The sequence below is a fragment of the Ruegeria sp. BF6 genome, from assembly GCF_056538665.1.
Genome location: NZ_JBQFTN010000009.1, coordinates 130,102 through 138,419, shown reverse-complemented (window position 1 = coordinate 138,419; position 8,318 = coordinate 130,102). Strand labels below are relative to the sequence as shown.

Sequence of the window (8,318 nt, the reverse complement as noted above, 5' to 3'; positions counted from 1 at the left end):
GACCGAAACCTCGTCTGCACATGCCCCCCAATGGACGCATACCAAGACGCCGCAGAATAAAAATCAGATCCCCCCGCCAAAATGGCGGGGGTTTCCTATTCGGCGGCCTCTTTCTGTTGGGCCGAGGCAAGAAGTGTGGCCAGTTCCGGGCGGCATGAGCCGCAATTGGTGCCAGCCTGCAGCGCCTCGCCAATGGCTTCGACCGAGGTCAAGCCTTGGGTCTCGATCTTCGTCAGGATCGTATTCACGCCAATATCAAAGCAGGAGCACAGAATAGGCCCCGGGTTCGGCATGTCCGCCGGCGCGCGGCCGGACAGCAGGCACAGATTGGGTACCTGTGGCAGCGTCGCCAGATAATCGCGCATCACCGCAACCGGTTGGGGCGAGACAAACAGGGCGGCAACCAACCGTCCGTTCCGGTGGCAGGCCAGACGGGCCACACTTCGGGCCGGATCCTCGACTGCGGTGATTTCGGCGTCTGGTAACCCGAACAGGTCGCGGGCTGCGGCGCGCCAGTCATCGATGGGTTTAAGACCGGCCAGCTCCGCGCGATAGCCGGATTTGGTCGGACTTTGAGCCCAATAGTCACAGTTTGGCGTCATTTCACGGTCGGATACCGCGAACCCGTACCATGCGGCGTTGAACCGGGTGACATTCACGACCGACGCCTTGCTTTCAGGTTGACCCGAGATCGGGTCGGTTGCTGCCGCCACCACCGCGTCGATGCGGGCCGAGGGTGCGGTTTCTCCGGTCCAGTGGATCGGGGCAAAGACCTGACCCTGGGAGACATCCCTGTTGATCCGCGCGCGCAGGACGGCATTTCCATGCGGACTGGTCACTTCGACCAGATCGGCGGTGGAAACCCCATGGGCCCGGGCGTCGTCCGGGTGGATGTCCAGAAATGGCTCGGGCAGGTGCGCCGACAGGCGGGGCGACAATCCGCTGCGGGTCATTGTGTGCCACTGGTCGCGCAGCCGCCCGGTGTTAAACCAGAACGGATAGCGTGGGCTGGTCTGCGCCGCAGGGGGGCGCCATTTGACCGGCAACAGTCGGGCTTTGCCATCAGTGTGAAAAAACTGGCCGTCCGCGAAGAACCGCCCGCCCTGCCGCGTGGCGGTCACGGGCCAGCGCGTCGGCTCCAGCGCGTCGTAGTCTGCGGCGTTCAGATCGGCGAGACCCGAGATGTCGAAATCCTTGCCAAACCGTGCCGCAACACTGGACAGCGCCGCGTGTTCGCGGAAAATCTCGCCCGGGCTTTGAAAGTCGAATGCGGTGCTCCAGCCCATCCGCCGACCGACCTCGCACAGGATATCCCAGTCGGCACGGGCCTGTCCGGGGGCGGGCAGAACCGCGCGCTGGCGGCTGATAGTACGGTCGGAATTGGTAACGGTGCCCTCTTTCTCGGCCCAGGCCGCGGCGGGCAGCAGCACATCGGCCAGCCGCGCCGTATCAGTGCGGTCGGTGATGTCCGAGACTACGGTGAACGGGCAGGCGGCGATGGCGTCGCGCACCGCATCGGCCTCGGGCATTGAGACCACTGGATTGGTGTGAATGACCCACAGCGCCTTGATCTGCCCGCCGCCGATGGCGCGGAACATGTCCACCGCTTTCAGGCCAGGGGCTTTGGGCATCCTCGGCGCCGACCAGAAATCGCGTGCTGCCGCGCGGTGGTCGGCGTTTTCGATATCCAGATGGCAGGCGAGCATATTGGCCAGACCCCCGACCTCGCGCCCGCCCATGGCGTTGGGTTGCCCGGTGACCGACAGCGGTCCACAGCCCGGTTTGCCGATCCGGCCGCTCGCCAAATGGCAGTTGAGAATGGCGTTGACCTTGTCACTGCCCGCAGTCGATTGGTTCACGCCCTGGCTGAAAATGGTCACAACGTTTTCCGTGCCGGTCCACATGTCGCAGAATGTGGCGATATCTTTCGGGTTCAGCCCGGTGACCGAGACGTCATCGGCTCGGGCGCTGTCCAGCGCCGCATGAAAGCCGGTGGTTTGCGGCAGGAATTTCGTATCCACCAGCCCAAGGGCGTCGATCTGGGTTAGCAGGTGGTTGAACAGTGCCACGTCGCTGCCGGCTGTCAGTGGCAAATGCAGATCGGCGCTGTCGCAGGAGGCGGTGCGACGTGGGTCGATCACCACAATCTTTGTCCCGCGTGCCTGCCGTGCCGCCATCAGACGCTGATACAGAACCGGGTGGCACCACGCCAGATTGGACCCGACCAGAACCACCAGATCGGCCTCGTCGATATCCTCATAGGTGCCGGGGACGGTGTCGGTGCCGAAGGCCCGCTTGTGCCCTGCGACGGTCGAGGCCATGCAGAGCCGCGAATTGGTGTCGATATTAGCCGACCCGATGAAGCCTTTCATCAGCTTGTTGGCGACATAATAATCCTCGGTCAGCAACTGGCCCGAGGCATAGAAGGCCACCGAATCCGGCCCGTGTTCCGAGATGGTGTCGCGGAACCGGTCGGCGACCAGTTGCAGCGCGTCATCCCAACCGGTCTCGACGCCCGAGATGCGCGGGGCCAGCAGGCGATGCGACAGTCCGATGGTCTCGGCCAGCGCGGAGCCCTTTGAACAGAGTCGCCCCTGATTGGCCGGGTGGTCCGGATCGCCGGTGACCGTCAGGCCTCCGGCACCGTCCGGCTGCAGCAGAACACCGCAGCCGACCCCGCAATAGGGGCAGGTCGAGCGCTTGGCGCAGGCGGTCAGGTCCTTCACGCGGCGCTCCTTTGCCCCAGCGAGGTGCTATCCAGCAGGATGCGGTCGCCGTCCAACTGCACCAGATAGGTGGCGATCTGTCCCTCATCCGCGCCTTGCGCCTGACCGGAGTTCAGGTCGAACACCCAATTGTGCAGCGGGCAGGTGACGGACTGCCCGTGCACGATGCCTTCGGACAGCGGCCCGCCCTTATGGGGGCAGCGGTCCGAGGCGGCAAAGATCTCATTCTCTGCCGTGCGGAACAGGGCGATGCAACCGACCGGTGTTTTTACCACCCGTGCCCCGCGCAGGGGGATGTCGTTGATATGTCCGATGTCGATCCAGCTCATTCTGCGGCCTCCAGTGTCAGATCGGCCAGTGGCGCAAAGCGCGGGGCCTCCTTGGCCTGCTCGGCCCATGGGTCTTTGCGATAGATGGATTGGCTGAGTTCAAAGCGTTCAACCAGCGCGCGGCGGTTATCCAGATCATCCACCACGGTTTCCTTGATCCAGTCGAGGCCAACCTTGGCCATCCATTTGTAAAGGCGGTCCAGATACTTGCCGCCCTCGCGATAGGCTTGTGTGACGGCCATGACGACCTCAATCGCTTCGTCCTCGGTCGGCACTTGCACCAGCAGCTCGGTTTCCTTCACGTCCATGCCCGCCGCGCCGCCGATGCTGATCTGATAGCCCGAGTCTACACAGACGACGCCGATATCCTTGCAGGTTGCCTCGGCGCAGTTGCGTGGACAGCCCGAGACCGCCAGCTTCAGCTTGTGCGGCGTCCACGAGCCCCACAGGATTTTCTCCAGCTTCACGCCGAGGCTGGTGCTGTCTTGTGTGCCGAACCGGCAGTGATCGGTGCCGACACAGGTTTTCACCGTGCGCAGACCCTTGGAATAGGCGTGGCCCGAGACCAGTCCGGCCTTGTTCAGATCAGACCAGATATAGGGCAGGTCGGACCCTTTCACGCCCAGCAGGTCGATGCGCTGACCGCCGGTGACTTTGACCGTGGGTACGTCGTATTTCTCGGCCGCATCGGCAATGGCGCGCAGTTCCGCCGGGTTGGTGATGCCGCCCCACATACGGGGCACAACGCTGAACGTGCCGTCCTTCTGAATGTTGGCGTGTTTGCGTTCGTTGACGAAACGGCTTTGCGGGTCGTCCTGATACTCCACCGGCCAGTCGGCCAGCAGATAGAAGTTCACCGCCGGGCGGCAGACATGACAGCCGTTGCGGGTTTTCCAGCCCAGCTCCTGCCAGACGGCCTCCTGACTTTTAAGCTCGCTCGACTTGATCAGGCGGCGGACGTCTTCATGGGTCAGGTCGCAGCAGCCGCAGATGGGCTGAGCGATGGGCATCTGGAAGTCATCGCCCAGCGTGACCTGCAACAACTGCTCGACTAGCCCGGTGCAAGTCCCGCAGGAGGCGCTGGCCTTGGTCGTCGCGCGGATCGCACCCAGATCGGTCGCGCCGCCTGCGATGGCTGCGGTGATGTCGGATTTGCAAACGCCGTTACAGCCACAGATTTCCGCCTCAGGCGGCAATGCTGCAACGGCTGAGAGAGGGTCCGCAGAGCCGCCCTCCTGATAGGCCGGGCCGAAGATCAGCGTTTCGCGCATCTCGGACACGTCCTCACCATCACGGATCAGGCCAAAGAACCAGTTGCTGTCACCGGTATCGCCATACATGACCGCTCCGACCAGCTTGTCATCTTCCAGCACCAGCCGCTTGTAAACACCGCGGGCCGGGTCGCGGAAAACGATGTCTTCGCGGGTCTCGCCCTCGGCAAAATCACCGGCGCTGAACAGGTCGCAGCCAGTGACCTTCAGCTTGGTGGACAGCGAGCGCTGTTTGAACGCGGCCTCTTCGCCCAGCAGGGTCTGTGCCAGCACTTTCGCCTGATCATAAAGCGGTGCGACAAGACCGAAAACCTCGCCCTTATGTTCGACGCATTCGCCAACGGCAAAGACATCGGCATCCGAGGTGATCATCTGGTCGTCCACATGGATGCCGCGCCCCACGGCAAGGCCCGTCTCCTGCGCCAGTGCCACGTTGGGGCGGATACCCACCGCCATCACCAACAGGTCGCAGGGCAATTCCGTGCCGTCCTCCAGCAGCAACGCACGGGCCTTGCCGTTCTTGCCGGTGATCTCGGTCGATTTGGCGTTGAGCAGAACGGAGATGCCTTTTTCTTCCAGTGATTTCTTGAGCAGGTAACCTGCGGCGGGGTCCAGCTGACGCTCCATCAGGTGGCCCATGATATGCACCGCGGTCACATCGGCACCGCGCGCGGCCATGCCTGCCGCGGCCTCAAGGCCCAGCAAGCCGCCGCCAATCACGACGACCTTGTTGCCCGCGCCCATGCCCATCATCTGTTGGGTGTCTTCCAGATCGCGATAGGCGATCACACCGTCCAGATCATGCCCAGGCATCGGGATCATGAAGGGGTTCGAACCGGTGCCGAAGATCAGCTTGTCGTAGGGCACATGGCCGTTCTCGCCCTCAACCACTTTCAGGTCGCGGTCGATCTTGACGACCTTCTCGCCAAACCGACAGGTAATGCCACGTTCGGCATACCAGGCGTCGTCATGGGTCACGATCTCTTCATAGGTTTGATCACCGGCCAGAACCGGGCTGAGCATGATGCGGTTGTAATTGCCGCGCGGCTCGGCGTTGAACAGGGTGATGTCGAACGCATCGGGGGCGGCGTCGGTCAGATGCTCCAGCACCCGGCCCGAGGCCATGCCGGCTCCGATGACCACAAGTTTCTGTTTCATGTCATTCACTCCGCGGCAATGGCATTGGGGGAAGGGGTTTTCGGCTTGGGCTTCGCGCCGTGCTCGTATTCCTCGAGGAAATCCAACACCTCTTGCCGGTATTCGTAGTAGTCGGGATGGGCCAGCAGCGCCTTGCGGGTGCGCGGGCGCGGCAGGTCGACAATGGTGATCTTGCCGATCGTGGCCTGCGGGCCGTTGGTCATCATCACCACGCGGTCGGCCAGCAGGATCGCCTCATCGACGTCATGGGTGACGCAGATGGTGGTGACTTTGGTGCGCGACCAGACCTCCATCAGAACTTCCTGCAGCTCCCAACGTGTGAGGCTGTCGAGCATTCCGAAGGGTTCATCCAGCAGCAGCAGTTTCGGGCTGAGCGCAAAGGCGCGGGCGATACCGACGCGCTGGCGCATACCGTTCGACAGGTCAGCGGCGGATTTGTCCATCGCATCGGCCAGACCGACGCGCTCCAGATAGTATTCCACCACGTCCTGACGCTCGGCCTGACTGGCGCGGGGATAGACGCGGTCGACACCGACCGAGACGTTTTCCTTGGCCGTAAGCCATGGGAACAGCGAGGGCGATTGGAACACCACGGCACGTTCCGGGTCGGCCCCTTCCACATGGCGGCCATCCAGCTTGATCGCGCCTTTCGAGATGTCGTTCAGACCGGCCGCCATGGTCAGCACCGTGGACTTGCCACAGCCCGAGTGACCGATCAACGAGATGAATTCGCCCCGGTTGAGTTTCAGGTTGAAATCCTCGACCACGGTCAGCGGACCTTTGGGCGTGGGGTAGACCTTGTGCAATTGGCTAAAGTCCAGATAGCGCTCGTCGATCAGGCCCGTCTGCGCCTCTTTCACCGCCGCAGGCACACCGTGGATCGGGGTCACGTCGGGCAGGGTCTTGGTGCCTTCGACCTTGGCCTCGATCCCCACATCCATCAGGTATTTGGTGACCTCGCCACGCAGGGCTTTGAACGTCTCATCATGGTTCATGGCCGAGCGGTCGCGGGGGCGGGGGATCGAAACCTTGAACTTGGTCCCCAACGTGCCATCGGGATTCAGAGGGATGATACGGTCGGCCAGTAAGATCGCCTCATCCACGTCATTGGTGATCAGGACACAGGTCTTGCGGTTCTCTTCCCAGATCTTTTCGATCTCTTCCGCCAGATTGCCACGGGTCAGCGCGTCCAGCGCCGATAGGGGCTCGTCCAGCAACAGAACCTCGGGGTCCATAGCCAAAGCACGCGCCACGTTCACCCGCTGACGCATCCCACCCGACAGTTCGGCAGGGCGACGACCCGCGGCGTGGCTCAGGCCGACCATGCGGATGTAATGCGCGACCTTCTCCTCTTTCTCGGCTTTGGGCATCTTTGGGAACACCGCATCCACCGCCAGACGGATATTGCCGGTCACCGTCAGCCACGGCATCAGCGAGTAGTTCTGGAAAATAACCCCTCGCTCGGGCGCGGGGCCGGTGATGGGTGTGTCACGGAAGGTGACGCTGCCCTTTGACGGGAACTCGATCCCCGCCATCAGGTTGATCAGCGTGGTCTTGCCGGTGCCGGAAAAGCCCAGCAACACCACGAACTCGCCTTCCTGAACCGAGAGGTCGATGTCTTTCAGCACATCCGTCGCAGCAGTACCGGTGCCGAAGGATTTGCTGACGTTTTTGAATTCTACCACAGCCATGTCGATCACCGGTTGTTCGAGAAGGTGAACAGCGACTGCAGCGCATACATAACGCGATCCAGCAGGAAGCCGATGATGCCGATGGTGAACACGGCCACCATGATCTTGGCGAGCGAGCTGGAGGAGCCGTTCTGGAATTCATCCCAGACGAACTTGCCCAGACCGGGGTTCTGCGCCAGCATCTCGGCCGCGATCAGAACCATCCAGCCAACACCAAGCGACAGGCGCAGACCGGTGAAGATCAGCGGCAGGGCCGAGGGCAGCACCAGCTTGGTGATCTTGGTATAGGTGTTCATTTTCAGAACCTTGGAGACATTCACCAGATCCTTGTCGATCGACGCCACACCCAGCGAGGTGTTGATCAGCGTCGGCCACAGAGAACACAGCGTCACGGTGATGGCCGAAATCAGGAAGGACTTGGCGAACCAGCCGTCATTGGTGACATAAACGGCTGAGACGACCATCGTCACAATCGGCAGCCAGGCCAGCGGTGAAACTGGTTTGAAAATCTGGATCAGCGGGTTCAGCGCGGCGTTTGCGGTGGGCGACAGACCTGCAGCGATGCCCAGCGGCACGGCCACGATGGTGGCGATCAGAAAGCCGAAGAAGACGGTTTTGATCGAGGTCCAGATCTGGTTGTAATAGCTCGGCGCGCCGGTATAGGCGACTTCTTTGACTTTTTCGGGCTGGCCTGCATCGATGAATTTCTGGTTCCGCTTTTCGACCATCGCCTCGAACTTGGCCTTCTTGGCGGCCTTGGCCTGCGCGTCCTGATGCAGGCTGACCGCCTCGGACCAGACCTGAGCCGGTCCAGGGACAGCCCCCAGAGAGGTTTGCACCTTTGGCGCCAGCGTGCCCCACAGCAGCAAAAAGGCGCAGATCGCCAGCAGCGGCACGGCTATCAGGCGCCAGATTTCACCCATCTGGTCGCGTGGGTTGTCGCCTGCGGCGGCGCGCAGGATGGGGGTGATCCAGGACAAGCCCAGAACCTGGAACCATTTATCGGCGGAATTGATCCGGGTGAACAGGCGCGCGCGGCGCGCCTCGCGTTCAGCATCGTCAGAGAGTGTTTCGTGGTCGATGGCGGTCATCTTGCGGTCTCCTGGCCCGGATCGGTGCCCGGGCGGGGTGGGATTTTGAATT

At 62.3% G+C, this 8,318-nt stretch carries 5 protein-coding genes; all 5 read right to left on the bottom strand.

The window, feature by feature from the left end:
• Positions 1–95: 95 nt before the first annotated feature.
• The 5 genes from ACR0IM_RS17570 to ACR0IM_RS17550 are packed head-to-tail and all read right to left on the bottom strand — an operon-like array spanning position 96 to position 8,266.
• The gene (locus ACR0IM_RS17570; protein WP_480682694.1) at positions 96–2,726 is read right to left on the bottom strand and encodes a molybdopterin-dependent oxidoreductase; all 2,631 of its coding nucleotides are present in this window, start codon (positions 2,724–2,726) and stop codon (positions 96–98) included.
• A complete protein-coding gene (nirD, locus tag ACR0IM_RS17565; RefSeq protein WP_480642570.1) occupies positions 2,723–3,055 on the bottom strand; it encodes a nitrite reductase small subunit NirD in 333 nt (110 codons plus the stop codon). The genes ACR0IM_RS17570 and nirD overlap by 4 nt, the downstream gene beginning before the upstream one ends.
• Positions 3,052–5,484 (bottom strand): nitrite reductase large subunit NirB, encoded by a 2,433-nt coding sequence (nirB, locus tag ACR0IM_RS17560; protein WP_480682693.1) that lies wholly within the window; start codon positions 5,482–5,484, stop codon positions 3,052–3,054. The genes nirD and nirB overlap by 4 nt, the downstream gene beginning before the upstream one ends.
• 5 nt (positions 5,485–5,489) lie before the next feature.
• On the bottom strand, positions 5,490–7,175 hold the full coding sequence (locus ACR0IM_RS17555; RefSeq protein ID WP_480682692.1) for an ABC transporter ATP-binding protein: 1,686 nt from the start codon (positions 7,173–7,175) through the stop codon (positions 5,490–5,492).
• Between the two features lie 5 nt (positions 7,176–7,180).
• Complete coding sequence (locus tag ACR0IM_RS17550) at positions 7,181–8,266, bottom strand: ABC transporter permease (protein ID WP_480682691.1); 1,086 nt, start codon at positions 8,264–8,266, stop codon at positions 7,181–7,183.
• Between the last annotated feature and the right edge of the window lie 52 nt (positions 8,267–8,318).